The sequence below is a fragment of the Nonomuraea fuscirosea genome (assembly GCF_035917475.1).
Taxonomy (GTDB): Bacteria; Actinomycetota; Actinomycetes; order Streptosporangiales; family Streptosporangiaceae; genus Nonomuraea; species Nonomuraea fuscirosea.
This window is the reverse complement of the sequence record NZ_CP109074.1, coordinates 4,158,946-4,183,631: the sequence shown is the minus strand read 5'-3', so window position 1 is coordinate 4,183,631 and position 24,686 is coordinate 4,158,946. Positions and strand designations below refer to the sequence as shown.

At 73.0% G+C, this 24,686-nt stretch carries 25 protein-coding genes; 10 read left to right on the top strand and 15 right to left on the bottom strand.

All coding sequences use genetic code 11. From position 1 onward, the window contains the following. Positions 1-486 precede the first annotated feature (486 nt). The 3 genes from OIE67_RS18970 to OIE67_RS18960 are packed head-to-tail and all read left to right on the top strand — an operon-like array spanning position 487 to position 2,417. The gene (locus OIE67_RS18970) at positions 487-1,251 is read left to right on the top strand and encodes a MerR family transcriptional regulator (protein WP_326642111.1); all 765 of its coding nucleotides are present in this window, start codon (positions 487-489) and stop codon (positions 1,249-1,251) included. Between the two features lie 51 nt (positions 1,252-1,302). Then, positions 1,303-1,614, top strand: coding sequence for an ArsR/SmtB family transcription factor (locus tag OIE67_RS18965; RefSeq protein ID WP_326642109.1), 312 nt, complete (start codon positions 1,303-1,305; stop codon positions 1,612-1,614). Next, the gene (locus OIE67_RS18960) at positions 1,611-2,417 is read left to right on the top strand and encodes an SRPBCC domain-containing protein (RefSeq protein ID WP_326642107.1); all 807 of its coding nucleotides are present in this window, start codon (positions 1,611-1,613) and stop codon (positions 2,415-2,417) included. Before OIE67_RS18965 ends, OIE67_RS18960 begins: the two co-directional genes overlap by 4 nt. A gap of 63 nt (positions 2,418-2,480) precedes the next feature. Here OIE67_RS18960 and OIE67_RS18955 read toward each other — a convergent pair whose 3' ends face one another. From OIE67_RS18955 to purB, 3 genes are all read right to left on the bottom strand, one after another. Continuing rightward, positions 2,481-3,521 (bottom strand): DUF4037 domain-containing protein, encoded by a 1,041-nt coding sequence (locus OIE67_RS18955; protein WP_326642105.1) that lies wholly within the window; start codon positions 3,519-3,521, stop codon positions 2,481-2,483. A gap of 83 nt (positions 3,522-3,604) precedes the next feature. Beyond that, positions 3,605-4,345 (bottom strand): GNAT family N-acetyltransferase, encoded by a 741-nt coding sequence (locus OIE67_RS18950; RefSeq protein WP_326642103.1) that lies wholly within the window; start codon positions 4,343-4,345, stop codon positions 3,605-3,607. Beyond that, a complete protein-coding gene (purB, locus tag OIE67_RS18945; protein WP_326642099.1) occupies positions 4,342-5,772 on the bottom strand; it encodes an adenylosuccinate lyase in 1,431 nt (476 codons plus the stop codon). The genes OIE67_RS18950 and purB overlap by 4 nt, the downstream gene beginning before the upstream one ends. A gap of 292 nt (positions 5,773-6,064) precedes the next feature. Here purB and OIE67_RS18940 point away from each other — a divergent pair, with 292 nt between their 5' ends. Continuing rightward, positions 6,065-6,901: a hypothetical protein gene (locus OIE67_RS18940; RefSeq protein ID WP_326642097.1), complete on the top strand. Its 837-nt coding sequence runs from the start codon at positions 6,065-6,067 to the stop codon at positions 6,899-6,901. A gap of 85 nt (positions 6,902-6,986) precedes the next feature. Here the strand turns inward: OIE67_RS18940 and OIE67_RS18935 are convergent, their stop codons facing one another. Then, the gene (locus tag OIE67_RS18935) at positions 6,987-10,262 is read right to left on the bottom strand and encodes an efflux RND transporter permease subunit (protein WP_326642095.1); all 3,276 of its coding nucleotides are present in this window, start codon (positions 10,260-10,262) and stop codon (positions 6,987-6,989) included. Positions 10,263-10,365: 103 nt separating this feature from the next. Between OIE67_RS18935 and OIE67_RS18930 the strand changes: the two genes are divergently transcribed. Then, complete coding sequence (locus OIE67_RS18930) at positions 10,366-10,821, top strand: MarR family winged helix-turn-helix transcriptional regulator (RefSeq protein WP_326642093.1); 456 nt, start codon at positions 10,366-10,368, stop codon at positions 10,819-10,821. Between the two features lie 79 nt (positions 10,822-10,900). Here OIE67_RS18930 and OIE67_RS18925 read toward each other — a convergent pair whose 3' ends face one another. Together OIE67_RS18925 and OIE67_RS18920 are read right to left on the bottom strand one after the other, a co-directional pair. Then, positions 10,901-13,282, bottom strand: a complete 2,382-nt coding sequence (locus OIE67_RS18925) for a HelD family protein (RefSeq protein WP_326642091.1) — start codon at positions 13,280-13,282, stop codon at positions 10,901-10,903. A 125-nt stretch (positions 13,283-13,407) separates the two neighbouring features. After that, a complete protein-coding gene (locus OIE67_RS18920) occupies positions 13,408-13,896 on the bottom strand; it encodes a hypothetical protein (protein ID WP_326642089.1) in 489 nt (162 codons plus the stop codon). An 87-nt stretch (positions 13,897-13,983) separates the two neighbouring features. Between OIE67_RS18920 and OIE67_RS18915 the strand changes: the two genes are divergently transcribed. After that, the gene (locus tag OIE67_RS18915; RefSeq protein WP_326642087.1) at positions 13,984-14,457 is read left to right on the top strand and encodes a dienelactone hydrolase family protein; all 474 of its coding nucleotides are present in this window, start codon (positions 13,984-13,986) and stop codon (positions 14,455-14,457) included. Positions 14,458-14,469: 12 nt separating this feature from the next. On the opposite strand, the gene OIE67_RS18910 is transcribed toward OIE67_RS18915, so the two are convergent. Further along, positions 14,470-15,189: a class I SAM-dependent methyltransferase gene (locus OIE67_RS18910; protein ID WP_326642085.1), complete on the bottom strand. Its 720-nt coding sequence runs from the start codon at positions 15,187-15,189 to the stop codon at positions 14,470-14,472. 317 nt (positions 15,190-15,506) lie between these two features. Here OIE67_RS18910 and OIE67_RS18905 point away from each other — a divergent pair, with 317 nt between their 5' ends. Beyond that, a complete protein-coding gene (locus OIE67_RS18905) occupies positions 15,507-16,268 on the top strand; it encodes an SDR family NAD(P)-dependent oxidoreductase (RefSeq protein ID WP_106239498.1) in 762 nt (253 codons plus the stop codon). A gap of 39 nt (positions 16,269-16,307) precedes the next feature. Here OIE67_RS18905 and OIE67_RS18900 read toward each other — a convergent pair whose 3' ends face one another. Both OIE67_RS18900 and OIE67_RS18895 read right to left on the bottom strand, forming a co-directional pair. Next, positions 16,308-16,778, bottom strand: coding sequence for a pyridoxamine 5'-phosphate oxidase family protein (locus OIE67_RS18900; protein WP_326642082.1), 471 nt, complete (start codon positions 16,776-16,778; stop codon positions 16,308-16,310). Positions 16,779-16,841: 63 nt separating this feature from the next. Continuing rightward, positions 16,842-17,327: a CGNR zinc finger domain-containing protein gene (locus OIE67_RS18895; protein WP_326642080.1), complete on the bottom strand. Its 486-nt coding sequence runs from the start codon at positions 17,325-17,327 to the stop codon at positions 16,842-16,844. A gap of 120 nt (positions 17,328-17,447) precedes the next feature. Here OIE67_RS18895 and OIE67_RS18890 point away from each other — a divergent pair, with 120 nt between their 5' ends. Beyond that, a complete protein-coding gene (locus OIE67_RS18890; protein WP_326642078.1) occupies positions 17,448-18,326 on the top strand; it encodes an SCO6745 family protein in 879 nt (292 codons plus the stop codon). 60 nt (positions 18,327-18,386) lie between these two features. Here OIE67_RS18890 and OIE67_RS18885 read toward each other — a convergent pair whose 3' ends face one another. The 4 genes from OIE67_RS18885 to OIE67_RS18870 are packed head-to-tail and all read right to left on the bottom strand — an operon-like array spanning position 18,387 to position 20,981. Beyond that, a complete protein-coding gene (locus OIE67_RS18885) occupies positions 18,387-18,599 on the bottom strand; it encodes a hypothetical protein (RefSeq protein ID WP_106239492.1) in 213 nt (70 codons plus the stop codon). Positions 18,600-18,602: 3 nt separating this feature from the next. Beyond that, a complete protein-coding gene (locus tag OIE67_RS18880; RefSeq protein WP_326642075.1) occupies positions 18,603-19,337 on the bottom strand; it encodes an alpha/beta fold hydrolase in 735 nt (244 codons plus the stop codon). After that, complete coding sequence (locus OIE67_RS18875; protein WP_326642073.1) at positions 19,334-19,951, bottom strand: LysE family translocator; 618 nt, start codon at positions 19,949-19,951, stop codon at positions 19,334-19,336. Before OIE67_RS18875 ends, OIE67_RS18880 begins: the two co-directional genes overlap by 4 nt. 58 nt (positions 19,952-20,009) lie before the next feature. Then, complete coding sequence (locus OIE67_RS18870; protein WP_326642071.1) at positions 20,010-20,981, bottom strand: helix-turn-helix transcriptional regulator; 972 nt, start codon at positions 20,979-20,981, stop codon at positions 20,010-20,012. A 44-nt stretch (positions 20,982-21,025) separates the two neighbouring features. Between OIE67_RS18870 and OIE67_RS18865 the strand changes: the two genes are divergently transcribed. Continuing rightward, positions 21,026-21,778, top strand: a complete 753-nt coding sequence (locus tag OIE67_RS18865; protein ID WP_326642069.1) for a DeoR/GlpR family DNA-binding transcription regulator — start codon at positions 21,026-21,028, stop codon at positions 21,776-21,778. Continuing rightward, entirely contained in the window at positions 21,775-22,935 is a 1,161-nt protein-coding gene (locus OIE67_RS18860; protein ID WP_326642067.1) for an MFS transporter, read from the top strand. The genes OIE67_RS18865 and OIE67_RS18860 overlap by 4 nt, the downstream gene beginning before the upstream one ends. A gap of 33 nt (positions 22,936-22,968) precedes the next feature. On the opposite strand, the gene OIE67_RS18855 is transcribed toward OIE67_RS18860, so the two are convergent. Then, on the bottom strand, positions 22,969-23,730 hold the full coding sequence (locus OIE67_RS18855) for a TSUP family transporter (protein WP_407674867.1): 762 nt from the start codon (positions 23,728-23,730) through the stop codon (positions 22,969-22,971). A gap of 122 nt (positions 23,731-23,852) precedes the next feature. Next, complete coding sequence (locus OIE67_RS18850; protein WP_326642065.1) at positions 23,853-24,650, bottom strand: IclR family transcriptional regulator; 798 nt, start codon at positions 24,648-24,650, stop codon at positions 23,853-23,855. Between the last annotated feature and the right edge of the window lie 36 nt (positions 24,651-24,686).

Sequence of the window (24,686 nt, the reverse complement as noted above, 5' to 3'; positions counted from 1 at the left end):
GGGCGCGCCCCGCCGCGGCAGCTGTTCTTCTCGCGAGCACAGGTGCTAACTCCAGTCGATCAGCGCCCGCCCCGCCCGCGGCCAGGGCGGCACGGCCCCGGATCCCGGACGACGGCAGGCGGGAACGGTCAACGACCCAGGACGCACAGGGCACGGCGAACCCGGCGCCGGCTACCTCGTGCCGGCGCCCGGCGAAGCGTGTCGCCTCGGCCGGCCGGTCGCCCGCACGGCGCCTCCGGGAGGTCCTGATCGTCACCGCTGTCATGGTCGCCTTCAACCGACGCGGGCAGCGGGTCGCCGAGTGCGCCGCGACCCCGTCGTCGCCACCAGGCTATGTCCCCGCGACGGCGTGAGTGTGCCCTGGTCAAGAAGCCACAGCAAGTTTTGACCTGGCCATGAGATTCGCACGGCACACCCTCGGCGGGGCCCGCTCGCGATCGGGCCCGGCTTGACCCGCACGCCACGTCACCCGGCAAGCTGGACCCCATGAGCCACTCCGTCGGACAGGTCGCGCGGATCGCGCGCATCACCGTGCGTACCCTCCACCACTACGACGAGATCGGCCTGCTCACCCCCAGCGAACGCACCCACGCCGGCTACCGCCGCTACACCGACGACGACCTCACCCGTCTGCAGCAGATCCTCCTCTACCGCGAGCTGGGCTTCCCGCTCGACGAGATCGCCGTCATCCTCGACGCGCCGCACACCGACGAGCTCACCCACCTGCGCCGCCAGCACGAACTCCTCACCCGCAAGGCCGAGCACCTGCACGAGGTCATCGCCGCCGTCGAACGCACCATCCAGGCCCGCCAGGCCGGCATCGCCCTCACCCCGGAGGAACGCTTCGAGATCTTCGGCCACTTCCGGCCCGAGGACCACGACGCCGAGGTGGAACGCCGGTGGGGGCACACTCCCCAGTACGAGCAGAGCCGCCGGCGCGTCGCCTCCTACACCAAGGCCGACTGGCTGCGGCTGAAGGCCGAGACCGAGGCCATCAACGACGACTTCGCCGCCGCGTGCAAGGCGGGGCTGCCCGCCGACGGCCCGCACGCCATGGATCTGGCCGAACGGCACCGCGGCCACATGAACCGGTGGTTCTACGACTGCGACCACGACCTGCACGCGTGCATCGGCGACCTGTACGTCGAGGACAGCCGCTTCACCGAGGTCATGGACGCCGTCCATCCCGGCCTGGCCGCGTATCTCCGTGAGGCGTTCCGCGCCAACGCGCGCCGCGCCGCCGCGCCCTGAGCCCACAACATGCACTTGCGGGCATATAACCAGTCGAGTATATTCGCCCTCATGCCCTTCGACGTGCTAGCCGAACCCGCACGACGCCACATCCTCGACCTCCTCCTCCAACGCCCCCACCAGGTCAACGAACTCACCCACCACCTCGGCCTCACCCAGCCCGGCACCAGCAAACACCTGCGCGCCCTGCGCCAAGCCGGCCTCGTCACCGTCCGCAAAGACGCCCAACGCCGCTGGTACGAACTCAACCCCCAGCCCCTCGCCGAGATCGACGCCTGGCTCACCCCCTACCGACGCCTCTGGAACACCACCCTCGACCGCCTCGAAACCCACCTCGACACCATGGAAGACCACACCCCATGAACGAGACCCTCACCCTCCACCCCGACGGCCGCACCACCCTCCAGCTCCAGCGCCGCCTCCCCCACCCACCGGAAAAGGTCTGGCGCGCCATCACCACCCCCGAACACCTCTCCGCCTGGTTCCCCGCCGACGTCACCATCGACGGCGACCGCATCGCCTACGGCTTCGGCCCCGACGGCCGCATCACCGTCAACGACCCGCCCCGCACCTTCGCCCACACCTGGGGCGACGACGAACTGCGCTGGCACCTCCAGCCCGACGGCGAGACGACCCTGCTCACCTTCACCCACACCTTCGCCGACCGCCACGGCGCCGCCAGCTTCGCCGCGGGCTGGCACACCTGCATCAAGGCCATGCTCGCCCACCTCGACGGCCACCCCGCCCGCCTGCCGCAAACCCCCGACCCCGCCACCTCCGCCCGCCTGCACGAGGACTACATCGCCATCCTCGGCCTGCCCTCCGCCGCCATCGACACCACCGCCGGCCGCGACGGCGTCCGCGTCGAACGCCAGCTCACCCGCCCCGCCGAAGACGTCTGGCAGCTCCTCGGCGGCCCCGCCGCCCGGCCCGGCAGCCCCCCGCCCGAGGCGTTCACCGTCCCCGGGCTCAAGGCGGGACCCGTCGCCCGCGCCGAGCCCGCCAAGCTGCTCGCGTACGACACCCCGGAGGGCGGTGTGCGCTGGGAGTTCACCGAGGGCACCGGGCAGGGCCCCCGCCTGGTCGTCACCCACACCGGCGACACGGCCTTCCTCGACGCCTGGCGCGTCCGCGTGGAGGATCTGGCGGCTTCCCTGGTCGAATGAGATTTGTGGACTGTTTGAGTGAGAGTGTCTTCCGAGCAGCCTCGCCCTTTACAGCGTAGATCACTAAGCGGTGAGACCCAGCGCGGCCGCCGTCACCGCCCGCGCCCGCTCCGGCGCCACCAGCAGATCCGTCGAATCCGTCAGCTGATCCACACACCCCAGCGGCGGCAGCCCGGCGACCGCCGCATCCCCCACCGCCGCCATCAGCGCCCCCGCGAACCGCTCCCCGTCGATCACCCGGAACGGCCGGTCGAAGAACGGCCGCACCCGCTCGTCCTGCCGCTCGGCCAGCGCCGCCCGGTTCTGCCAGCCCGCCACCCGCGCGTACGCGGCCGACAGCCCCTCCTCCCGCTCCCGCCACGACCGCGCCGCCACCGCCGAGCTCAGCGACTCGGCCAGCTCGGCCGAGCCGGGCATCCGCGCCAGCGCACTGCCCAGCCATTTCGCGTACGGCGGATAGCGGCGCCGCAGCAGCAGCGCCAGGCGCATCACCTCCCGCGCCAGCCGCGCCCCCACCACCGCCGAGCCCAGCTCGTCACCCACCTCGCCGCACCGGCCGGGGAACGGCTCCTCCTGCCAGACGCGGCGCCACTGGCAGGCCAGCACATACCGCCACACGTCCTGCGGATACCAGCGCAACGCCGCCCTGGCCGCCTCCAGCCCCGGCTCCCCCAGCCCGTCGCAGAACACCTCGCCCCGCGTCACCTCCGCCAGGCGCTGCCACGGCACCGACAGCCAGTCCAGCAGCGTCACCCCCTCGCGCGGATCGAAGCCCAGCCGCCCGCGCAGCCACCCGCCCAGCTCCGTCACCGTCACGCCGGGCCGCAGCGCCCCGTGATAGCCGAACACGGTGGGATACCCGGCGAAGCGCTCCGGCAGCCCGGCCACCACCTTCGCCTCCACCTCGGCCACCCGCTCCCCCGGCACGAACAGCAGCACCCTGGGGCCCCAGTCATGGTCGGCCGAACGTGCCGTGTCGAACTCCAGCACCTCCGAGCCGGGCCCGATCAGCGCCGCCCCGTGCGCGACCCCGGCCAGCAGGGGCGCCACCACTTCGCCGTAGAAGGCGCGCGACAACTCGATACCAGGTACAAAATCGGACATCACTCCGCCAACTTTGCACCAGCGGTTCGCGAACCACATCCGGTTTTTCCGCCGGGGCCCGAGACCGCCGACCGGGTGCCGGTTCAGGGGGTGACGTGCGCGGCCATCACCGGACGCCGCCGGTAGCCGATCCGCTCGTACACGCCGATCGCGACGGCGTTGACGTCGTCCACCATCAGCGCGGCCCGCCCGTAGGCCGCCACCAGCTCCCGCGACACCCACCGGCACACCCGCTCGGCCAGCCCCCTCCCCCGGAACGCCGCGTCGGTGGCCACGCCCGCCAGCAGGCCCACCGTCGGCGCCGACCAGGCGTCCGCCGCCACGGCGGCGAGCCGCCCGTCCACGCGCACGCCCGCCCACCGGCTCACCCCCGCCGCTCCCGGCACGGCGTAGGAGTGCGGCGCGGCGGCCGCCAGCAACGCCGCCACCTCGGCCTCCGCCTCCACCCAGCCCACCCCCTCGCCCAAGACCGGCGCGGGGGCGGAGGCGGGGGCGGCGGGCAGGCTCATCCACGAGAACCGGCCCCGCTCACGCACCCCGTCCAGCCTCGCCGTCACCTCGCTCATCAGCTCCGCCTCCCCCAGCGGCCGGTACGCGGGCCCCAGCTCACCCAGCGCGTGCCGCAGCAACTCCGCCGCGCAATCGGCGCCGCCCCACACCGCCAGCCGGTCACGCCGCGAGATCAGCGGGCTGCCGGCCACCACCGCGTCGCCCAGCGCCCAGGCCCGGCCCGCACCCGTCAGGCCCTGCGCCGCCCACATCACCAGATCGTCGTCATAGCAGGCCGAGCCGAGCTCGCGGGCCGAGCGCAGCTCGATGATCACAGGATCGCGCCGGGACGATACCCGGCCGCCTCCGGATGCGCCGCCACGACCTCGCCCACGGCCTGCGCGACCGCCGCCACCTGATCGGCCGCCGCCCCCGTGAACGACACCCGGTCGGCCAGCAGCTCCGCCAGCCCGTCGCGATCCAGCGGGAACCGCTCATCGCCACCCAGGCGATCCAGCAGCTCGTTGGCCGCGCCGCGCGAGCGCATCGCCAGCGCCGCCGCCACCGCGTGCTCCTTGATCAGCTCGTGCGCCTGCTCGCGGCCCACCCCGGCCCGCACCGCCGCCATCAGCATCTTCGTCGTGGCCAGGAACGGCAGGTAACGGCCCAGCTCGGCGGCGATCACCGCCGGGAACGCCCCGAACTCCTCCAGCACCGTCAGCATCGTCTCCACCAGCCCGTCGAAGGCGAAGAACGCGTCCGGCAGCGCCACCCGGCGGACCACCGAGCACGACACGTCGCCCTCGTTCCACTGGTCGCCGGCCAGCTCACCCACCATGGAGGCGTAACCGCGCAGCACCACGGCCAGGCCGTTGACCCGCTCGCAGGAGCGGGTGTTCATCTTGTGCGGCATCGCCGAGGAGCCGACCTGCCCCTCCTTGAACCCCTCCGTCACCAGCTCCTGGCCCGCCATCAGCCGGATCGTCTTGGCCAGCGACGACGGCGCCGCCGCCAGCTGCACCAGCGCGGTGACGACCTCGAAGTCCAGCGAACGCGGATAGACCTGCCCCACACTGGCGAAACGGTGCTCGAACCCCAGATGGGCGGCCACCCGCCGCTCCAGCTCGGCCAGCTTGCCCCGGTCGCCGCCCAGCAGGTCGAGCATGTCCTGGGCGGTGCCGACCGGGCCCTTGATGCCGCGCAGCGGATAGCGGGCGAGCAGCTCCTCCAGCCGCCGGTAGGCGACCAGCAGCTCATCGGCCGCCGTGGCGAAGCGTTTGCCCAGCGTGGTGGCCTGCGCCGCGACGTTGTGCGACCGGCCCGCGATCACCGTCGCCTCGTGCTCCTCGGCCAGCGTGGCCAGCCGGGCCAGCAGCGCCACCACCCGGTCGCGTACCAGCAGCAGGCTGTCGCGCACCTGCAGCTGCTCGACGTTCTCGGTCAGGTCGCGCGAGGTCATGCCCTTGTGCACCTGCTCGTGCCCGGCCAGCGCGTTGAACTCCTCGATCCGGGCCTTCACGTCGTGCCGCGAAACGCGTTCACGAGCGGCGATGGAGTCGAGGTCGACCTGCTCGACCACCTTCTCGTAGTCGGCGAGCGCACCCTCGGGCACCGCCACCCCGAGCTCGGCCTGCGCCCGCAGCACCGCCAGCCACAACCGCCGCTCAGCGATGATCTTGTATTCGGGCGACCACAGGCGGGCCAGCTCCGCCGAGGCGTAGCGGCCGGCCAGGACATTCGGGATACGCGGCTTCGACGTCACGTCGGACAAGTCTATTCACCCCGCCCGCGTGCCGGATCAGGGGCCATAGAGGCGGGAAAGGCCGTCCGCCCCCGTCCCGAGCGACCGGCCCAGGCGCGGTAACGCAACCCCTCCACAGCCTCGCACCTGACACGACCGTGGAAAGCTCGCGGCCCTGATCCCGTCGGCGTTGTGGTTGAGCAGGGGTTAAGTGTGATCTGCGACATCCCAGCGCCTTTACAACGTAGATTTCTTATTGGGGGAAAGACGCGCCCGGGCCAACTTCCGCCGGTTCCCCCGCGTCGTATCCGTCGTGGATCTTGCCAGCCCCCCGGGGACGCGCATCGCGGCCGCGGCCATCACCCTCCTCTTCTCCCTCGGCGTCGCCGATCAGCTGAAGACACCCACCCTGCCGGCGCCCGCCACCGCTGCCACCTCGGTCGAGGAGATCGCCGATCGGCTCCGCCGGCACCTCGACGACGACGCCACCCGCGCCCCCTACGTCACCCCTCCCAGCGCTCCCCTGCTCGCATGGTGCCGGCCGCAGGGCGTCGCTACCCGGACGCCGCCCGAGGGTGTGCCCGCCTACAGCGGCGAGCTGCTCCTCCCGGAGCTGGAGCAGCCCTTGCGGGTCCGCTTCTGGTTCACCTCCCCCGAGGCGGCGGCCGGCGCGGCCACGGCCGCCCGCCGGGGCACCGGGGAGTGCGATCGCCCCGGCCGTGACGCGCTCCAGGACGTGGCGGGGTTCGACCGGCTGGGGTGGCGTGGTGTGCGGGCGCTGGTCGCGATGGAGGCCTGGGACGACGGCGAGCCGGGCGCCGTGGCGACGATCGTGGCCGCGCGTGGCGGGCTGCTGGCGGAGGTGACGTGGGCCTGGCCGTTCGATGTGGGCGCCGGGCCCGGCCGGCAGGTGCTGCTCCAGGGCACCGCCGGAACGGGCGCGCGCCCGCCCGCTCGGCTGGGACGGCTCATACTCCTCCGACCAGGACGAACCGTCCTACAGCGTCGATCCCAGGCTCGACCCCTTCACCAGCGGCCCGTGGGCCGGACAGATCAGGACGTTCGCCGTACGGCACCCCGAGCCGCCGCCCTGCGCACCGGCCGCACCGCCCTCATGCGCACCCTCGCCCGCCTGCCCGCCGAAGGCTGACCTGCCGATCCGGTCCCTGACACGCGTGCGGCGGGCGACGATCCGCATCGTCGCCCGCCGCACGCGTATCAGCCTGCCGGAGGTCTTACGCGGGCTGGCCGGCCAGTTTCTCCTGGCCCGCCTCCCCTGCGCCCTCCGCCGGACGCCCGGAAGCGTGCCGCGAGCTGCCGCCGCGCTCCCGGCTCACCACCACGTACAGCGTCGGCACCAGCACCAGGGTCAGCAGCGTCGAGGAGATCAGGCCGCCGATCACCACGATCGCCAGCGGCTGCGAGATGAACCCGCCGGACCCCGTCACCCCCAGCGCCATCGGCGTCAGCGCGCAGATCGTGGCCACCGCCGTCATCAGGATCGGCCGCAGCCGGCGCCGGCCGCCCTCGATCACCGCCTGCACCACGCCCATGCCCTGCTCGCGGTACTGGTTGATCAGGTCGATCAGCACGATCGCGTTCGTCACCACGATGCCGATCAGCATCAGCATGCCGATCAGCGCCGGCACGCCCAGCGCCGTGTCCGTCGCCACCAGCAGCCCGATCGCGCCCGTGGCCGCGAAGGGGATCGACACCAGCAGGATCACCGGCTGGATGAAGCTGCGGAACGTCGCCACCATGATCATGAACACGATCGCGATCGCCACCAGCATCGCCAGCCCCAGGTCGGCGAACGCGTCGGCCTGGTCGGCCGACACCCCGCCGATCTCGTACGAGGCGCCCGCCGACAACTGCAGCCCGTCCAGCTTCGTCGTCAGCGCCTGCGTCACTGTGCCCAGGTCGCCGGAGTCCTCCGCCTTGGCCGACACCGTCGCGGAACGCTCCCCGTCGATCCTGGTCACCTGCGTCGGCCCGGCCACCTCACGCACGTCGGCCACCGACGACAGCTTCACCAGCCCGCCCGCCGTGGGCAGCTTCAGGTCCCTGATCGCCTTCAGGTCGTCCGGCGCGTCGGCGCCGCGCAGCACCAGGTCGCTCGTACGGCCGTCGAGCACGATCTGGCCCAGCGGCGCGCCGCGGAACGCCTGCGCCACCGCCTGCCCGACCTGCGCCTCCGACAGGCCCCGCTCGGCGGCCTCCTCCCGGTCCACCACGACCTCGACGCGCGGCGCGCTGGTCTCCAGGTTCGACGACAGGTCCCGCAGGCCGGACACCTCGCCCATCGCCTGCTTCACCTGGTCGGTCGCGGCACGCAGCGCCTCGGTGTCGGGCGCCCGCACGATCACGTCGATCGAGTCGGAGGCGAACCCTCCCCCGCCGCCGCCCCCGCCGCCGACGGTGACCTCGCCGACCCCGGACAGGCCCCCGATCGCCGTACGCAGCTCCTGCTCGATCGTCGCGGTGTCGGAGTCCTCCGCCAGCGTCACCGAGTACGAGGCTCGGTCTGCGCCGCCGCCGGTGCCGCCCATCATGGCGTTGCCGCCGCCCACGTTCACCTGGTACGTCTCGACGCCGTCCTGCGCGGCCAGCACCTCCTCGACCTTCTTGGCCGCCTCGTCCGTGGTCGCCAGGTCCGTGCCGACCGGCATCCGCTGCGACAACGACAGCGTGTTCTGCCCGGAGGAGTCGAGGAAGTTCGTCTGCAGCCCCCCGGCCAGCCCCATCGTGGCGACGAACACCGCCACCCCGATGAGGATCGTCACCAATTTGAACCGGGTGGCGAAACGCAGCACCGGCAGGTAGGCCCGCTGCAGCGGCGAGCGCAGCTCCTTGGCCTCGGCCTCCTCACGCTGCTTGCGCGCCTGCTCCGGCGTCAGGTCCGGCGTCTTGAGGAACCAGTACGCCAGCACCGGCACCACCGTCAGCGACACCACCAGCGAGGCCAGCAGCGCCACCGTCACCGTGATCGCGAACGGGCTGAACAGCTCGCCCACCAGGCCGCCCACCAGCGCGATCGGCGCGAACACCGCCACCGTCGTCAGCGTCGAGGCCGTCACCGCCCCCGACACCTCACGCACCGCCGTCAAGATCGCCGGAAGCCTGGCCTCACCGTAGGCGAGATGCCGTTTGATGTTCTCCAGCACCACGATCGAGTCGTCCACGACCCGGCCGACCGCGATCGTCAGCGCGCCCAGCGTCAGCAGGTTCAGCGAGTAGTCGCCGGCCCACAGCGCCAGCAGCGCGATCACCACCGACAGCGGGATCGACACGGCCGTCACCAGCGTCGAACGCACCGACAGCAGGAACACCAGGATGACCAGCACGGCGAACACCAGGCCCAGCAGGCCCTCGGTGGTCAGGCTCTCGATCGACTGCTCCACGTACGGGGCCTGGTCGAACACCACCGACACCGCCGTGTCCGAGCCGTCGCCCAGCGCCTTGGTCAGGTCGGGCAGCTTCTCGCCGATGGCGTGCGAGATCGCCACCGCGTTGCCGTCGGGCACCATCGTCACCGACACGCCCAGGCTCGGCTTGCCGTCGGTGCGGGTGATGGCCGTCGCGGTCTCAAGACCGCGGGTGATCTTCGCCACGTCGCCCAGCTTGACCGGCTTGGGCGGCTTCGGCGGTGCGACCGGCTGCTGCGCGGTCTGACCCTGGCCCGGCTGCCCCGGCCGGCCCGCCTGAGCCTGCGCCTGCGCCTGGGCTTGCTGAGCCTGTGCCTGCTGCTGTTGCTGCAGTTGCGCGGCCGAGGGCTGGGCGGGCGTCAGATACAGGTTCTTCAGCTTGGTCACCGAGTCGACCCGCGAGCCCACCTGCACCGTCAGCGACTTCTCGCCCGAGATCAGCGTCCCCGCCGGGATCGGCGTGCCGTTCGCCTTCAGCACGTCGGGGATCTGCGCCGCCGACACCCCCGCCAGCGCCATCTTCTTCGTGTCCGGCTCGATGGTGACGACCTCGTCACGGGTGCCCGTGACCGTCGCCTCCCGTACGCCCTCCACGCTCTGCAGCTCCGGCACCACGATCCGGCGCAGCTTGTCGGCCATCGCCCGCTCGTCGCCGCCGTCGCCGACCGCCAGCACCAGCACCGGGATGTCATCGGTGCTGCCCGCCACGACCTGCGGATCCACGCCGTCCGGCAGCCGCACCCCGCTGATCGCCTGCTGCATCTTGTTCAGCGACGACTCGATGTCGGTGCCGTACTCGAAGGCCACCTGGATCTGCGCCAGGCCCTCCTTCGAGGTCGACGTCATCTGCTCCATCCCGGCCAGCCCCTGGAAGGAGTCCTCGATCGGAGCGGTAACCTGATCTTCGACGATCTCCGGTGACGCACCCGGGAACGGCGCGATCACGAACGCGCCGGGAAACGACAAGGACGGCAGCAGCTGCTGTTTCAGCTGCGGGATCGTGAACACGCCGAACGCGCTCAGCACGATCGCCAGCAAGATGACAAGGCTGCGGTTGAGCAAGCTCAGCCGGGCGAATGCGGTCATACTCCCCCTCCAAGAGTTCGCCCCACACTAACACTTCGCCTTGAACGAATATTTAGACGGACCGAGCTTTCCTGATAACCTTCTCAGGAAGCGAGAGGTGAGTGTGAGCAACGAACGCGAAGAGCTGATCAGCCGGATCACCCAGACCCAGCAGGGCCTGGGCAGGCTGTTCGCCCAGCACCAATCCCCCCTGTTCAGCTCCAACCTCACCATGAGGCAGCTCAAGGTCATCATGATCCTGTCCGCCGCCGGCTCCGCCTCCGGCCAGGACCTGGCCCACAACCTCGGCGTCGGCCTCGGCACCGTCACCGGCATCGTCGACCGCCTCGTCGCCCACGGCCTCGTCGGCCGGCACGAGGACCCGCACGACCGCCGCGTACGCCGCGTCGAGCTCACCCCGGCCGGCACCAAGCTGATCGAGGACATGAGCAACACCGGCGTCCAGCACTACCGGCGCATCATGGAGCACCTCGACACCGAGACGCTGCGCGCCCTCGACCGCGTCACCCGGACGATCCGCGACGTGGCCGACAAACTCGCCCGCGAAGGCAGCGCCTGATCCTCTCCCCTCGCCGGGAGGAATTTTTCGTATGGACGGCGAGCCCTGAACCGGCCCGCCGCCTTTACATTGTAGATTTCTAGGCCAGGCGGGACAGTACCGGCGGCAGCTCGCCCTCGTGCACCACCGTCAGCCGGCGCGTCGCCCGCGTCACCGCCACGTACAGGTCCTGGCCGCCCATCGGCGACTGCCCCAGGATCCCGGCCGGGTCGACCACCACCACCGCGTCGAACTCCAGCCCCTTGGCCTGCGTCACCGTCAGCACCACCACCGGCGCGTCCAGATCCCCCCGCGGGAACAGCGCGGCCACTTCTGCGTGCCGCGCGTCCGGTGTCACGACGCCCAACCGGCCCTCCCCGACCCCGGCCCCGCCGCCACTCCCAGCCCCGGTCCCGGCCCCGCCGTCGGTCTCAGGGCTTCCGGACTCAGGGCCGGTCTCGCCGTCCGTGCCGAGTTCGGCCCTGAGTGCGGCCAGCTCGGCCGCCACCAGCTCGGGCAGCCCGGACACCGGCACGCGGACCGCCCGCGGCTCCGCCCCGCCCTCGCGTACCGACTCCGGCGGCTCCTGGCCGGGCGCGTACGCGCGCAGCACGTCGGCCGCCACCCGCATGATCTCCACCGGCGTGCGGTAGTTGACCAGCAGCCGCTCCTCGCGCCAGCGCCCTTCCAGGTACGGGTCCAGCACCTCCCCCCACGTGCGCGCCCCCGCCGCCGACCCGGTCTGCGCCAGGTCGCCCACCACGGTCAGCGACTTGGCCGGCACCCGACGCATGATCATCCGCCAGGCCATCGGCGACAGCTCCTGTGCCTCGTCCACGATCACGTGCCCATAGGCCCAGGTGCGGTCGGCCACCGCCCGGTCAGCGGTGGTCAGGCCCGTGCCGTCGTCGGCGTGCCGCTCGGCCAGCACGTCGGCCCGGTCGAAGACGCCGGCCTCGGCCAGGCCCGTCGTGGTCAGCACCTCGCTCGCGTACAGCAGCTCCCCGGCCTGCTCCTCCTCCGCCAGCCGGGCCGCCACCCGCCGCGCCGAGTCGTCCTCGCCCAGCAGCTCGGCCGCCTCGTCCAGCAGCGGCACGTCACCGTCCGTCCACTCCGCCTCCACCGGGCGCGTCAGCAGCTGCCAGTCCAGGCCGGGCGGGGAGGCCGCCCACAGCGTCTCCGGCGAGGCCAGCAGCTCCGCCACCAGCCGCTGCGGCGTCAGCTCCGGCCACAGCTCGTCAAGGGCGCGGCGTACCTCCGGCTCGCCCCACAGCCGGGCCGAGGCGAGCTCCACGTCCAGATCGTCGAGATCGCCCTCCAGGTCCAGGGGCTCGCTCAGCTCCGGCTCGCCCTCGATCACCAGCTCCTCGATGTGCAGCGACTCCTCCAGCGCCCGCGCCTCGGCCCTGGCCAGCTCCTTGAGCAGCTCGGTGACGAACAGCTTGCGCGCCATGTTGTGCGGCAGCCGTACCGCGCGCGCCCGCTCGCGCAGCCGGGCGCACGTCTCGTGCGGCACCCGCAGGCGCAGGCCGTCCAGCTCCACCACCAGCTCGCCCTCCGGCACCCGCTGGCGCAGCCGCACCGCCTCCGCCACCACCTCGGCCATGCGCGGGTCGCCCTTGACCACCGCCGCCGCCGGCGTGTCGGACGCCGTCGCGCGCACGCCGGGGAACATCTCGCCGACCGTGGTCATCACCACCTGCGTCTCGCCCAGCGCGGGCAGCACCTGGCCGATGTAGCGCAGGAACATCGGGTTGGGACCCACCACCAGCACCCCGCGCCGTTCGAGGGTGTCGCGGTGGGTGTAGAGCAGGTACGCCGCCCGGTGCAGCGCCGCCACCGTCTTGCCGGTGCCCGGCCCGCCCTGCACCACCAGCGCCCCCTGCAGCCCGGCCCTGATCACCCGGTCCTGCTCGGTCTGGATGGTGGCCACCACGTCACCCATCCGGCCGGTGCGGCCCCGGCGCAGCGCGGCCAGCAGCGCCGCCTCGCCCACCAGCGTGCGCCGATCGCCCTCGCTCATCCGTTCCAGGTCGAACACCTCGTCGTCGATCCCGACCACGACCCGGTCCTTCAGGTGCAGGTGGCGGCGGCGTACCAGGCCACCGGGATCGGTCGCGGTGGCCACGTAGAACGGCCGCGCGGCCGGCGCCCGCCAGTCGATCAGCACCGACTCGTGCCGCTCGTCGCGCAGGCCGATCCTGCCGATGTACGTGCGCAGGCCCGACCCGTCGTCCACGCGGCCGAAGCACAGCCCCCGCTCGACCGCGTTCAGCTGCGCCAGCCGCCGCGCCTGCTCCGAGGCCAGCGCCTCGCGCTCCACCATCGCCTGCCGCGTTCCCGCTCCGGAGCCCCTGGCGTACACCTCGCGCAGCGTCGCCTCGGCCCGCTCCCTGGCGACGTCGAGCAGGTCGTAGAGCCACGCCACGGTGCGCTGCTCGGTGTCAAGGGCTCGCGCAAGACCATCTTGACGATTAGCCATTCCCTGGTATACTCCTAACAGGAGGTCTGTAGACGGCTCGCTTGAAGACATGCAATGTTCGAGCTTAGCGCCGTCCCTCCGGCCCGCGCAATCCCTCCCTCGTGACGCGTCCGGTCGCGGCCGTCTCAGAGTGACCACACGGCCATGAAGGCCATGCTGGCCGCCATTCCGGCCGAGCACAGATCCATGCCGTACGCCGTGCGCCGCCCGTCCCGTACCGGCAGGACCCGGACGAGACGGGCGCAGGTCCAGACCACCCCGATCACCACCGCGATCACCACTGGCATCGCGGCCGCCGAGCCGCCTCCGTGCGCGTGACCGGCCCCCGCGTGACCGGAACCGGACAGCGCCGGCAGCACCAGCAGGACGGACATCACCACGAAGTCCTGGATGTGATGACCGGACTCCGCGCGGCGGGACGGGGAGCCGCAGAACCAGCCGGCGCCCAGCAGCGCTGCCACCGCGACGGCCACGAACCCCAGATGCCCGGCCGCCATGCCCAGCGCCATGACGACGTGCGGCCACCTCCCGCCGGAACGCGCCGAGGGCAGCAGCGCCGGCAGGAGCGCCAGCGCGCAACCGGCCGACACCCCCACCACGTGCACGAGATGCATCACCGTCTCCTCACCGTCCGCGCTCCTCGCGCTCTCCGCCTGAACAGACTCCCGGCCCGGCCGGAACTCATCGCACCGGCCGGCTCAGTGTTCGAAGGCCGCACCTTCGGCGGCATCGAGGAGGGCATGGCCTACGTCCAGGAGGTCAGCTTCGGCACCGTGATCGAACGGGGCACCCGGGCGGCCGCCGACCTGCCCTCCGGACTGGTCTACGCCGGCTTCTCCATCGGGGTGCTCAGCGCGCAGAAACTCGCCCAGACCCGGCCCGGCGCGCGGGGCGCGCTGCTGTACTACGCCTGCGTGCCGCTGACGGAGTTCGGCGACGCCTGGCCCGACAGGGTGCCGGTCCAGGTGCACGGCATGGACGCCGACCCCTTCTTCGCCGGCGAGAGCGACCTCGGCTTCGCCCGGCAGGTGGTCGAGTCGGCCGGGCAGGGCGAACTGTTCCTCTACCCCGGCGACCAGCACTACCTCGCCGACCCCACCCTGCCCTCCTACGACCCGGACGCCGCCGCGCTGCTGCTGTCCCGGACGCTGGCCTTCCTCGACGCCGTCTCCTGACGCGCCGCCGGCCTACGGGCGGCGCAAGAGCGCCGACAGCAGGAACGCCTGGCCGAACAGCGCGGCGTCGCGCGGCTGTTCCTTCATCGGGCGCAGCTCCACCTCCGTGTAGCCGGAGAAGATCCGGCGCAGCTCCTCCGGCGTGTAGGCCAGCCCTCCGTGCAGGCGGCCGTCGCGGTAGAAGTCCTCGTCGGGCTGCTCGGAGCCCATGCGGCCGGCCGCGAAGCAGGTCAGCCCCAGGTGGCCGCCGGGCGCGAGCACCCGGTCCAGCAGGGCCAGGTAGCTCACGCGGCGGTGCGGCGGCAGGTGGTGCAGGCAGCCGGAGTCGTACACCAGGTCGTACGGCCCCGCCGGCGTCACGGTGAAGGCGTCCCCGCACACGAAGCGCACCTCGGCCCCCGCCTCGCGGGCCCGCTCCCGCCCCCATTCCACGGCCGTGGGCGACAGGTCCACCGCGTCCACCTCGAAGCCGAGCGAAGCCAGGTGGACGGCGTTGCGGCCCGGCCCGCAGCCCAGGTCCAGAGCGCGGCCGGGAGTCAGCAGCCCCCTGTCCACGTACGACGCCAGGCTCTCGTCCGGCCCGGCCGCGAAGAACGGCACCTGCCTGGAGCGGTCGGCGTAGAAGCCGTCCCACCAGCCGGACGCCCGCTCCGTCCACCGGTCGGCGCCGTCGGCGAACATCCGGTCCAGCAGGTCCATGACGTCGTCGATCGTACGGATGGTGCGATTCACCCGGGACCTCCAGGAAGAGGGCCGCCCCGCGCGGCCAGACCCGTCGATCATAGACCGCCACCACCCGCGTCCGCCCTGGTCAGAGCCGTTTCCGCATCCCCTTCCAGGCTCCTGAACGGGTGCGGGGAAGGCCGCTTCCCCGCCCTCCTCACTCCCCTCCGCGAGCGCGGCCGGCGTCCGGCGGCGCCGTTCTCGGCGGCGGGCGCGGGCCTTTCAGCGGCGCTCCGGCACCGGCCGGCGGCGGGAGCGGCTGTGGGCTTGCTCACACCTCACCCACCCGCTACGACAGTGGTGGCGGAGTGCTAGCTTGACCGTCCATGTCCGACTACCTGCGGGAGCTGTTCTCCCTACACGGCCGGCGCGCGCTGGTGACCGGCGGCAGTTCCGGCATCGGGTACGCCATCGCCGAGGCCATCGGCCGGGCCGGGGCCGAGGTCGTGGTGGTGGCCCGCAGGCAGGCCGAGCTGGACCAGGCGGTCGCCCGGCTGCGCGACCACGGCGTCACCGCCTCCGCGATCAGCGCCGACCTCGGCGACCGCGCCGCCGTCCAGCGGGTCTGCGAGAGCGCCGGCGACATCGACATCCTGGTCAACGACGCGGGCAACAACATCCGCAAGCCCATGGCCGAGCTCACCGTGGACGACTACGAGCGCACGATCGCGGTCAACCTGACCGCTCCCTACCTGCTCGGCCAGCACTTCGGCCCGCGCATGGCCGAGCGCGGCTGGGGCCGGATCATGAACGTCGGCTCGCAGCAGTCGATCAGCGCCTTCGGCGACAGCGGCGTCTACGGGGCGTCCAAGGCGGCGCTGGCCGGCCTGACCCGGTCGCAGGCCGAGGCGTGGTCGGCGCGCGGGGTGTGCGTGAACACGATCATGCCGGGGTTCGTGCTGACCCCGCTGACCGAGCCCGCCCAGGCCATCCCCGGCCGGGTCGAGGTCATGGCCGCCCGGCACATGGCCGGCCGCAACGGAACCCCGGAGGACTTCGCGGGCGCCGCCGTGTTCCTGGCCGGGGACGCCTCCGCCTTCGTCACCGGCCAGCTGCTCTTCGTCGACGGGGGTTTCTCCGTCCACTGACCCTGGTCGTACGGACGCCCAGCGCCTTTACAATGTAGATCAGTCGCGGCGGAACTCTCTCACCCCCACCCCTTCGCGCCAGGCGGTGATGACGAGCTCGTCGCCGCTCACCCTGGTCCAGGCCACCTCGGTCAGCTCGATCCGGAACAGGTGGGACTCGGCGCCGGGCAGCCCGAACGACGCCAGCAGCTCCGCGTCGGTGATCTCCACCGCCCGGCCGGCCAGCTTCAGGTCCCCCTCCCACGAGGACGGGTCGGCCCGGTCGGGGTCACGGGAGGTCACGTGCAGCGCCATCCGCGGATCGCGGCGCAGGTCGGCGGCCTTGACCGCGCGCGGCATGGAGCCCGTCCACAGCTCGCCGTCACGGAAACTCGTCTCGACGCCGCTCACCCGGGGCGAGCCGTCTTTGCGCAACGTGGCCAGGACCTTGTGGGTGTAGGCGTCCATGAGGCGCCGCGCCACCGCGGCCAGCTCGGGAGCCTGCTCGTCGAACTCGTTCCATGAAGCCATGGGACCCATCATGGACGCCGCCACCGACATCAGGACCGCCCGGCGCACGATCGGGCGAGGCGTTCACGCGCGGCGGCGGGCGCGGTAGGCGCTGGCCTTGGCGCGGTTCTGGCAGGACAGGCCGCAGAAGCGCCGCGAGGTGTTCTTCGTGACGTCGAAGAAGACCAGCTCGCACCCCTCGGCCTCGCACGAGCGCAGCCGCGCCCCCTGGCCCACCCCGATCACCATGGCCAGCGCCGTGGCCGCGTCGGCGGCCCAGGCGTCGGGCAGGCTCGCCCCCGCGCGGTGGAAGGCCAGGCGCGGCGGGTCTCCGTAGAGGCTGGGGACGGCGCCGTGGCGCAGCAGGACCTGGTTGAGCGCGGTGACGTCGCCGGCGAAGGCGGGGTGCAGCTCGGCGGCCACGCCGGCCAGGCGTTCGGCGTCGGCGTCCGTGAGCGGGCGGCCCGGCGTCCAGCCGTGGCCGTGCAGCGCCTCGTCGAGCGCGGCCCGCCGGTTCGCGGGCGGGGTGACGGGACGGCCCCGGGCACGGGTGACGTGCAGTTCGTTCACCAGGAGGACGGCGAGCTCCGCCCACCTCCCCACATAACTGTCTATTTGGGATTGACCAGTGATGTGCCAGGCCTCTATCGTCACTGGCATAGCTTATCTAGACAGTGAGGGATTTGGGTCATGAACGCAGCATCGAAGCTCGCCCGCCGCATGTGGCACCAGCTGGAGCCGATTCACGCCGTGTTGTACTTCTCGCCGCAGGCGTCCGACGCGGCGCGGGCGCTGGGATATGACGTCAAGTCGCGCTGGCCCAGCTATTTCGCCTACCGCACCGCCCCGCTGGGACCGGTCGGCGCGCGGCTGGCCACGGCGGCGTACTACAGCTTCAGCCCGGCGACGGTGGCCGAGCACGTGCCCGCCGCGTGGGAGGTGGCCTCGCCCGAGCAGGTGCTGCGGGCCCGGATGGAGGCGGTCGACCTGACCTACCGCCACCTGCTCGGCGACCAGGTGGCCGGGCCGGACGTGGCCGAGGCGGCGGAGCTGGCCAGGCGGGCGGCGCAGAGCGTCACGGTGGGCGGGCGGACGTTCGCGGCGGCCAATCTGGACCAGCCCTGGCCGGACGAGCCGCACCTGGTGCTCTGGCAGGCCGCCACCGTGCTGCGCGAGCACCGCGGTGACGGTCATCTGGCGGCGCTGGCCGCGGCCGAGCTGGATCCGTGCGAGGCGCTGGTGTCATTCGCGGCGATCGGGGCCGCGCCGGTGGAGAACTTCGCCGGGCGGGGCTGGAGCGAGCGGGAGTGGGCCGAGGCCGCCGACCGGCTGGCCTCGCGTGGGCTGGTGGACGCCGCGGGGCAGGCCACCGAACGCGGCCGTGAGCTGCGCGACCAGGTGGAGCGGATGACCGACGACCTGGCCGCCGAGCCGTGGCGGCTGCTCGGGGAGGAACGCGCCGGGCGGCTGGCCCAGCTCGCCGCCCCGTTCCTCGGCGCGGTCTTCGAGACCGGCCTGCTGCCGATGACCAGCACCCTCGGCATCGCCACGGTGAAGGTCCCCGACTGAGGCGACGGGCCGCAGCCGCGTCCTGGGCCGGCTCGCCGATCGGCCGGCGGCGCGGGGAGGCTAGCGGCGGCCGTACTTCTTGTGCACCGCCTGCTTGCTCACGCCGATCGCGTCGGCGATCTGCGCCCAGGCGAGCCCGGCCACCCGGGCGCGCCTGACCTGGACCGCCTCCAGGCGCTCGATCTCGCGGCGCAGCGCGGTGGCGGCGCGCAGGGCGAGCAATGGATCGTCGTCCTGTGCCTGCCGCACCAGGGTCGCCAGGTCGTTCGTCATCCCCTAAAGGTAGTCCAGCAGCAGCCGGTTGATCTCCTCAGGACGCTCCAGGCTCGGCAGGTGGCCGGCCCAGGGCAGCTCCAGCAGCCGCGCCCGCGGCATGTCGCCGGCCAGCTTGCGGGCGGTGGCCACGAAGTACGGCAGCTCGTGGCCACCGGTCACGACCAGGGCGGGCACGTCCAGGTCCGGCGGCGACAGCTCCCGTTCGAACTGCTCGGGCTCGGGGTCGGCGCCCAGTTGCAGCTCGAACGCGTGCCGCTGCATCCGCGCCAGCCGCAACCGGGCGGCCTCGTCCGCCTCCGGGCCGAGCAGGGTGCGCACGTTGAGCTCGGTGGCCTCCTCGACCTGCCCCCGCTCCAGCAGGCGTTCCTCCTCGTCCCAGAACGCCCGCAGGTCCGGGGTGGGTTCCAGGTCGACGATGGGGTTGAGCAGCACCAGCCGCCCGGCCAGCCCGGCCGCGGCCAGCTCCAGCGCCACCCGGCCCCCGCCGGACGAGCCGACCATGGCCGCCCGGGTGACGCCCAGCGCCGCCAGCACCTTGGCCACGTCGTCGGCGTGGTTGTAGCGGCCGTCGGCCCGGTACGGCGTGTGCCCGTACCCGCGGAAGTCCACCTTGATCACCCGGAAGCGGCCGGCCAGCGCCTCCCACTGCGGGTCCCACATGCCGGAGTCGGCCGCCGACGAGTGCAGCAGCACCACCGGCTCGCCCGTGCCGCGTTCGGCGTGCCAGATCGTCATCGTGACTCCACCACCATCCGCACGCCCAGCCCGATGAGCAGCACGCCGGAGATCCGCTCCAGCCGCCGCCGGACCGCGGGCCGGTCGAGGAGGACCCTGGCCCTGGCCACCGCCCAGACCAGCAGCCCGTACCAGAGCAGGTCCACCGCCACCCACACCAGGGCCAGCGTGACCAGCGTCAGCGGGACGTCGCGCCCGGCGACGCCGGCGGGGACGAACTGCGGCAGGAACGACAGCGCGAACACCGCGGCCTTCGGGTTGGCCAGGCAGGTGCCGAGCCCGGCCAGGTAGGGCCCGCGCCGCCCCGGCGCCGCCTCGGGCGTGGCCGGCGTCTTCTTCCCGGCCTGCCACAGCGCCTGGGCGCCCATCGCGAGCAGCAGCACGGCGCCTGTCACGCGCATGACGTCGTAGGCCAGCTGCGAGGCCACGAGCAGGGCCGACAGGCCGGACGCGGCGGCCAGGCCCCACAGCAGGATCCCGGTCTCGTTGCCGAGCGTGGCGGCCAGGCCGGAGCCGCGGCCCGAGCGCAGCGTCTGGCGCAGGATGACGGCCGTGCTGACCCCGGGCACCATGGCCACCAGGACGCACGCGCCCGCGAATGCGAGAAGGTACATGCCGGGATGCTGACAGATCAACTGCCGGATCTCGCCTGGTTTTTCGCGTGTCCCGGTGTCAGCCGTACAGTTTGGCCAGCTCGGCGACCGCCTCGCCCATGAGCGCCCGCAGTTGCGGCGGTCCCAGCACCTCGACGTCGGCGCCCATCCGCAGCAGCACCCAGCGGGCGTGCGTGATCGACTCCACCGGCACGGTCAGCGTGCGCCACCCCTCGGGGTCGGGCTCGCCGGCGGCGGCCAGCGCGGCGCCGACCACGTCGGCGCCCATCGTGAACGCCAGCAGGTCCTCCCGCCCGGGGGCCACCTTGACGACGGCCTCGGCGGTGTACATCCGCTCGCGGAACTCCTTGGCGTACGCCTGCCAGAACCCGCCCAGGTCGAACCCCTCCGGCCGGGCGAAGCGGCCCGGCAGCGTCTCCAGCGTCAGGATCCGCGCCACCCGGTACGTGCGCGGCGACCCGTCGGGCGGCGCCGCCACCAGGTACCAGGAGCCGCCCTTGAGCACGAGCCCGTACGGGTGGATGATCCGGTCGACCTCCTGCCGGCCCCACCGCCGGTAGGTCATGTGCAGCGGCCGCTGCTCCCACACCGCCTCCGACACCTCGCTCAGGTGCGGCACGTCGTCGGAGGCGCGGTACCAGCCGGGCACGTCCAGCAGGAACCGCTCGCGCATCCGGGAGGCGTGCGAGCGCGGCTCGGGCGGCAGCGCGGCCAGCAGTTTCAGCTCGGCGTTGGCCGCCAGCTCGGCCATGCCCAGCTCGGCGGCCGGGCCCGGCAGACCGGCCAGGAACAGCGACGAGGCCTCCTCGGCGGTCAGCCCGTTGAGCCGGGTGCGGTAGCCGTCGAGCAGCTGGTAGCCGCCCGCCGGGCCGCGGTCGGCGTAGACCGGGACGCCCGCCGCCGACAGCGCCTCGACGTCGCGGTAGACGGTGCGGACCGACACCTCCAGCTCGGCCGCCAGTTCCGGCGCGGTCATGCGGCCGCGCGTCTGCAGCAGCAGGAGGAGCGAGAGCAGGCGGCTGGCACGCATAACCGCCATTGTATTGCGCACATTGTCCGTGTTTGTATGAACAGATGGAACGTGTGCGCGCCATCATGAACACCCTGCGGACCGCCGACAGCGTGTCCGTGGCCGAGCTGGCCGCCGAGCACGGCGTGTCGGAGATGACGATCAGGCGTGACCTGGACGAGCTGGCCCAGCAGGGGGTGGTCCGCCGGGTCAGGGGCGGCGCGCTGTCGCTGCTGCTGCGCGGCGAGGAGCCGCCGTTCGGGGTGCGCGAGCGCGAGGCGGTGGAGGCCAAGCGGCGCATCGGGCAGGCGGCGGCGGAACTGGTCGCCGACGGGGAAGCGGTGATCCTGGACGGCGGCACGACCGCGCTGGAGGTGGCCCGCGCGCTGACCGGCCGTCGGGTGACCGTGCTGCCGCTGGCGTTGCAGGCCGTGTCGCTGCTGGCGGGCGCGCCTCGGGTGCGGGTGGTGCTGCCCGGCGGCGAGGTGCGCAAGGGCGAGCTGAACGTCACAGGACCGCTCACCGAGAGCTCGATCAGGGCGCTGCGCTTCGACACGGCCGTGATCGGCTGCTGCGGGCTGTCGGCCGAGCACGGCCTGACCGCGCACGACCTGCCGGAGGTGGCCGTCAAGCAGGCCGCCATCGCCTCGGCGCGGCGGGTGGTGGTGGTGTGCGACTCGGGCAAGTTCGCGCGGACGGCGTTCGGCGCGGTCTGCCCGATCGGCCGGCTGGACGTGGTGGTGACCGACCCCGGCATCCCGCCGGAGGAACGCGACGCCCTGGTGGCGGCCGGTGTGACGGTCAAGGAGAGCGGGTGAGCGGCCGCCGGGTCCTGCTCCGCGAGCGGACGGCCGTCTACCTGCTGTTCTTCCTGGCCGGGGCGGCCATCGGCACGTGGACGGCGCGCATCCCGGCCATCAAGGAACGGCTCGGGCTCGGCGACGGCCAGCTGAGCGTGGCCCTGCTGGCCATCGCCGCCGGGTCGGTGCTCGGCATGACGGTGGTGGGCCGGCTGGTCGACCGCCACGGCAGCGCCCGGGTGATGATCCCGGCCGCGCTGGCGCAGGGCGTGGTCCTCGTGCTGCCCGCCCACGCCTGGGATCTGGCCTCGCTGGCGGGGGCGCTGCTGCTGTTCGGGGTGGTGCACGGGGTTCTCGACGTGTCCATGAACGCCAACGCCGTGCAGGTGGAGCGGGCCCTGGGGCGGCCGGTCATGTCGTCGTTCCACGCCGTCTTCAGCGTGGGCGGGTTCGCCGGGGCGAGCACCGGCGGGCTGTTCGCGCATGCCGGGCTGACGCCCGCGGTCACGTTCTGGTCGGCGGGAGCGGTGATCGCGGCGCTGGCGGTCTGGGCGGCGCGGTGGGCGCTGCGGCCCGCGCCCGAGCAGGCGGACGGCGCGCGGGGGCGGGCCGGGCTGCCGAAGGGCATCGTGTTCCTGGGCGTGCTGGCGTTCTGCTGCCTGGTGGGTGAGGGGGCCGCGGCGGACTGGAGCTCGGTCTACCTGAGCGAGGACCTGGCCGCCGCACCCGGAGTCGCCGCCGCCGGATACGCGGCCTTCTCCATCATGATGACGGCGGGGCGGCTGGCCGGTGACCGCCTGGCCGCCCGGTTCGGGCCGGTGCCGCTGGTGCGCTGCTGCGGCCTGCTGGCGGCGGCCGGGCTGGGGCTGGCGCTGCTGGCCGGGCATCCGGTGGCGGGCGTGGCCGGGTTCGGCTGTTTCGGGGCCGGTCTGTCGTGCATCGTGCCGCAGGTGTTCGCGGCCGCCGGGCACCGGGATCCGGCCTACGCCGGGCGGTCGCTGGCGCGGGTGGCGGCGCTCGGCTACCTGGGGTTCCTGACCGGGCCCGTGATCATCGGGGGCGTGGCGGAGCTGACCGGGCTGCCCCGGGCGCTGGCCGTTCCCGCGCTGCTGGCCGCGTTCGTGGCTCTGGCCGCGACGGCGCTGCGCGTCCGCGCCGAAGAGCGGGCGCCCTGAGCGACGGGCTCGGGGCCAGAGCGGGCTCGGGGGTCAGCCGAACTGTTGCCAGCCGAGCCTGATCACCATCGCGACGACCACGCACAGCAGCACGATCCGGACGAACGACGAGCCCCGCTTCAGCGCCATCCGCGCGCCGAACTGGGCGCCGGCCACGTTGCACACGGCCATGCCGAGGCCCAGCCCCCACTGCACGTGCCCCTGGACCGCGAACACCGCCAGAGCGCCCACGTTCGTCCCGATGTTGATGATCTTGGCGGAGGCCGACGCCGAGACGAAGTCCAGACCGAGGATGGTGGTGAAGGCGATGATGAGGAACGTTCCGGTGCCCGGCCCCAGGATGCCGTCGTAGAAGGCGATCCCGACGCCGGCCGTGGCCACCGCGGTGGCGACGCGGGGCCGGGTGCGCAGGTGCGGCACGGGCACCGCGCCCATCGCCGGCCGCAGCGTCACGAACGCGGCCACGGCCAGCAGCACCACGATGACGGCCGGCCGCAGCACCTCGGCCGACAGCGAGGCCGCGGCCCACGCGCCCAGCCCGGCGCACACCACGGCCAGCGCCGCGCCCGGCACGGCCACCTGGCGGTCCACCTTGGTGGAGCGGGCGTAGGCGACGGCCGCCGAGGTGGTGCCGAAGACGGACGACAGCTTGTTGGTGGCCATCGCCTCGACCGTCGGCATGCCGGTCATCAGCACGGCGGGCAGCTGCAGCAGGCCGCCGCCGCCCACGACGGCGTCGACCCACCCCGCTCCGGCGGCCGCGGTCAGCAACACCAGGACCTGATCCAGCGGCACGCGCCACTCCCCCGATTCCCCCAAGAAACGACAAGAGTGTACAAGTCGGGAATCAGTGGCTCAGTGCCCGCCCTCCCCTGACGTCACATCCGGGCGCTCAGCCCGGCGTCACCTCCGGGCGCTCAGTCCGGCCGCCTCCACGCGCTCTTGCCGTCGCCGAGCGCGCAGGACAGCTCCCGCGCCGTCTCGGCCACCGAGACGCCGATCTCGTGCAGCCTGCCGAGCGAGGCCGCCCGGGTGACGGAGACGCTGATCGCCGCCGTGATCACCCCCCGGTGGTCGCGTACGGGGGCCGAGACGCCCGCCTCGCTGTCGTCCAGCTCGACGTCGGAGACCGCGTACCCGGCCGTCCGCACGTGGTCCAGCTCCTTGAGCCACTCGTCGCTGCCGCCGACGCTGCCGTCGAGCCCGGCGGGCAGGATGGTGCCGAGGAGCTCGCGCACGCGTTCCTCGTCCCATTCGGCCAGCAGCGACCGGCCGGCGGCCGCCATGATCACCGGGACGGAGACGCCCTCCCAGACCCGGTGGTAGGCGCGCGAGGAGGGCACCGACAGCAGGGTCAGCACCATGTTGCCGCGCAGCACGCACAGGTAGGCGTCCTCGTCGAAGGCCGCGGCCAGCCGCCGCACGTAGGGGGCCGAGATCCGGACCAGCCGGGACTGCTCGGTCCGCGCGGCGAGGGCGAACAGCCGCCAGCCGAGGCGGTAGCGGCGGGTGAGCGGGTCGCGCTCGACCATGCCCTCGATCTCCAGCCCGCGCAACGCCCGGGAGACCTGGCTCTTCTCCCTGCCGAGACGCTGGGCGATCCAGCTGACGCCGAAGCCGTCGGCGTCCCGCTCGTCCCCGTGACCTGCGAGTATCTCCAGGATTTCCATGTCCCGTCGCAGGCCGGCCGAGGACATGGGCGGCTTGTCTGTCATCCTTGTCCGTTCATCACGAAAGCGTTGCACTAGTGT

What these genes read in the sequence shown, in the direction of transcription:
- OIE67_RS18970 (WP_326642111.1), top strand. Translation starts at nt 487, where the DNA reads ATGAGCCACTCCGTCGGACAGGTCGCGCGGATCGCGCGCATCACCGTG.
- OIE67_RS18965 (WP_326642109.1), top strand. Translation starts at nt 1,303, where the DNA reads ATGCCCTTCGACGTGCTAGCCGAACCCGCACGACGCCACATCCTCGAC.
- OIE67_RS18960 (WP_326642107.1), top strand. Translation starts at nt 1,611, where the DNA reads ATGAACGAGACCCTCACCCTCCACCCCGACGGCCGCACCACCCTCCAG.
- OIE67_RS18955 (WP_326642105.1), bottom strand. Translation starts at nt 3,521, where the DNA reads ATGTCCGATTTTGTACCTGGTATCGAGTTGTCGCGCGCCTTCTACGGC.
- OIE67_RS18935 (WP_326642095.1), bottom strand. Translation starts at nt 10,262, where the DNA reads ATGACCGCATTCGCCCGGCTGAGCTTGCTCAACCGCAGCCTTGTCATC.
- OIE67_RS18925 (WP_326642091.1), bottom strand. Translation starts at nt 13,282, where the DNA reads ATGGCTAATCGTCAAGATGGTCTTGCGCGAGCCCTTGACACCGAGCAG.
- OIE67_RS18920 (WP_326642089.1), bottom strand. Translation starts at nt 13,896, where the DNA reads ATGCATCTCGTGCACGTGGTGGGGGTGTCGGCCGGTTGCGCGCTGGCG.
- OIE67_RS18905 (WP_106239498.1), top strand. Translation starts at nt 15,507, where the DNA reads ATGTCCGACTACCTGCGGGAGCTGTTCTCCCTACACGGCCGGCGCGCG.
- OIE67_RS18900 (WP_326642082.1), bottom strand. Translation starts at nt 16,778, where the DNA reads ATGGCTTCATGGAACGAGTTCGACGAGCAGGCTCCCGAGCTGGCCGCG.
- OIE67_RS18890 (WP_326642078.1), top strand. Translation starts at nt 17,448, where the DNA reads ATGAACGCAGCATCGAAGCTCGCCCGCCGCATGTGGCACCAGCTGGAG.
- OIE67_RS18885 (WP_106239492.1), bottom strand. Translation starts at nt 18,599, where the DNA reads ATGACGAACGACCTGGCGACCCTGGTGCGGCAGGCACAGGACGACGAT.
- OIE67_RS18880 (WP_326642075.1), bottom strand. Translation starts at nt 19,337, where the DNA reads ATGACGATCTGGCACGCCGAACGCGGCACGGGCGAGCCGGTGGTGCTG.
- OIE67_RS18875 (WP_326642073.1), bottom strand. Translation starts at nt 19,951, where the DNA reads ATGTACCTTCTCGCATTCGCGGGCGCGTGCGTCCTGGTGGCCATGGTG.
- OIE67_RS18870 (WP_326642071.1), bottom strand. Translation starts at nt 20,981, where the DNA reads ATGCGTGCCAGCCGCCTGCTCTCGCTCCTCCTGCTGCTGCAGACGCGC.
- OIE67_RS18865 (WP_326642069.1), top strand. Translation starts at nt 21,026, where the DNA reads ATGGAACGTGTGCGCGCCATCATGAACACCCTGCGGACCGCCGACAGC.
- OIE67_RS18850 (WP_326642065.1), bottom strand. Translation starts at nt 24,650, where the DNA reads ATGACAGACAAGCCGCCCATGTCCTCGGCCGGCCTGCGACGGGACATG.